The organism is Brevibacterium picturae (genome assembly GCF_030453725.1).
GTDB classification, from domain to species: Bacteria; Actinomycetota; Actinomycetes; order Actinomycetales; family Brevibacteriaceae; genus Brevibacterium; species Brevibacterium sandarakinum_A.
Window position 1 is genome coordinate 1 of sequence record NZ_JAKDJU010000293.1, and the last position, 2,428, is coordinate 2,428.

Genomic DNA, 2,428 nt, shown 5'->3' on the forward strand with positions numbered 1-2,428 from the left:
TGGGAGGTCGAACCGAGGATCGTGGAGACGAAGCCGCCGCGGCCGCGGGAGCCGATCATCATGAGTTCGGCGGTGTAGGTGGCACTGATGAGCACCTCGGTGGCGGGGGCATCGAAGATCGACCAGCGAACCTCGACCTCGGGAAATTCCTCTCTGAGGGACTCCACCGCTTCCTCCCGCGAGGTCACGGCTTCGTCGTACATCTTCTCGAGATGGGTCTCGCTGGGCATCCATTCCGGCGAGAGGACATGGGCGGCCGTGATGCCGATCAGGTGCAGTGGCAGACCATAGATCCGGGCCTGCACGGCGGCCTCGCGCAGGACGGGCCCGTCGGTTTCGAAGGGATCGATGGCGGCAACGACCTCACCGGTGAAGTCCGGCCGCCTGTCGCCCGACTCGGCGGTGGCCGTCTGCGCGTCGGAGGAACGCACCGGCAGGTCGACCGGCAGCGGCCTCTCGGGCAGCGGGCGGTCTGGCCAGGTGCTGGGGATGACCACAGTGGGGCAGTGCGCGTGGGCGGGCATCGCCAGCGCCACGGACCCCAGCAGTCGGCCGGCGAAACCTCCGCGACCGCGTGCACCGATGACGGCCAGATCGGCGTTCTTCGAGTTCTCAACCAGCGCCCCGGAGGCGTCCCCGGGGAATACCACGGTCGACACCGGCACCGAGGCGTCGGTGACGGTTTTCGCGCTGTCGTCGACGAGCTGCTGCACTGACCGTTTGATCACCGTGTCGAAATCGGCCGGGTAGACGATGTCCGCCTGGCTCATATTGACACCGGGAACGGTGTACGCCGCGACGAGGCGAATCTCCGCCGTGGTCAGCTGCGCATGTTTGATCGCCCACTGCAGCGCGCATTGACTGTTGGCCGAGCCGTCGACTCCGACGATGATCGTATGAGACATGTCCACCCCCATGTGAGAAGTCCTTCCGTGCCTGACCCCAGCTTATGGGATCGGCCGGATAACTGCCTGGGAGCCCGTCCAGGAGTTGTCGACTAGACTGTCCGCGACTCGAAACGCGGGCACCACTGACCCGCCGCCGAACCCGATACCCGAGGAGATCATGAAGGACCAGATCGACGTCGCAGTTCGTCGCAGCCCCAAGTACTCGGTGTTCATGGGTATCGGTGCGATCCTGGGTGTCCTCGTCGCGGGTGCGCTCACGCTGTTCGTTGATCCCGAAGCGATGCCCACCGGCTACACCGTGGCCAAGGGGGCGGGACTTCTGCTCCTCGTCCTCGCCGTGGGCGGGCTGTTCCTCGGCGGAGTCGTGGCACTGATCCTCGACTGGACGGGCCGGAGGAAGTCTCACAAGTACCGGGTCGACGCGGAGATCGACATGGTCGATGATCCGAAGGAGATCGCACGTCGTCGGATCGCCGAAGCCAATGGCGAAGATCCCGATGCGGGCTCAGACACACCACCTGACACCGTCGCCGAGGCGGACGGCAGTGCCGATGACGAGCCCCGGAACGGATCCTCGAGTACCGGAGTCTGAACCTCCTGTGAAGTGGATCTGGCTGATGTGAGACAATCTTTCACGTGGCAAGAGGAGACGGGCAACTAACGCACGAAATCGACCCCCTGGACCGCGGACCTCAGGATGCTTGCGGAGTATTCGGAGTCTGGGCACCAGGCGAGGAAATCGCCAAACTCACTTATTTCGGGCTCTACGCTCTGCAGCATCGTGGACAGGAATCCGCGGGCATCGCGGCCAGCAACGGCAGACAGATCCTGATCTACCGCGACATGGGCCTGGTCTCACAGGTCTTCCATGAACGCGATCTCGAACTTCTGCAGGGCCACATCGCGCTCGGGCACACGCGCTATTCGACGACGGGATCACCTTCGTTCGAGAACGCGCAGCCCACGTTGGGCCCCACGCCGTTCGGAACCGTGGCGCTGGCGCACAACGGCAATCTGACGAACTTCGACGAGCTCGAGGCCCTGGCCGACGGCCGCCGCGATGACGCGAACAAGGTCGTCAAGGACGCGACGAAGAAAGACAGCCGGACCCGGCCCTTCCGCGATTCCTCCAACGACACCTCCCTGGTCACCGAGCTCTTCGCCACCGAGGAGGGCGAGAACCTCACCGAGGCTGCTCTCAACCTCCTGCCGAAGGTCGAAGGTGCGTTCTCGCTGGCCTTCATGGACGAGAACACCCTCTACGCAGCACGTGATCGTCACGGTGTGCGGCCGCTGTCGCTGGGGCGCATGGAGAACGGCTGGGTCGTTGCCTCCGAAACCGCCGCCCTCGACATCGTCGGTGCCTCTTTCGTCCGCGATGTCGAACCGGGCGAACTCATCGCCATCGACGAAGACGGTCTGCGCTCCTTCCGATTCGCCGAACAGGACCAGGCCCGCTGCGTGTTCGAGTACGTGTACCTGGCCCGGCCCGACAGCGTGCTCAACGGCAAGACCGTGCA

3 protein-coding genes are annotated in these 2,428 nt (G+C 64.7%); 2 read left to right on the forward strand and 1 reads right to left on the reverse strand.

Going from position 1 to position 2,428, the window contains the following annotated elements; translation table 11 throughout:
* Positions 1-905, reverse strand: a 905-nt coding sequence (locus L0G76_RS15725; protein ID WP_304358072.1) for a universal stress protein, incomplete at its 3' end; no start/stop codon positions are given.
* 160 nt (positions 906-1,065) lie between these two features.
* On the opposite strand from L0G76_RS15725, the gene L0G76_RS15730 reads away from it, so the two are divergent.
* Entirely contained in the window at positions 1,066-1,500 is a 435-nt protein-coding gene (locus tag L0G76_RS15730; RefSeq protein WP_304358073.1) for a hypothetical protein, read from the forward strand.
* Positions 1,501-1,544: 44 nt separating this feature from the next.
* On the forward strand, positions 1,545-2,428 hold an 884-nt coding region (locus tag L0G76_RS15735), incomplete at its 3' end, for an amidophosphoribosyltransferase (protein WP_369696198.1).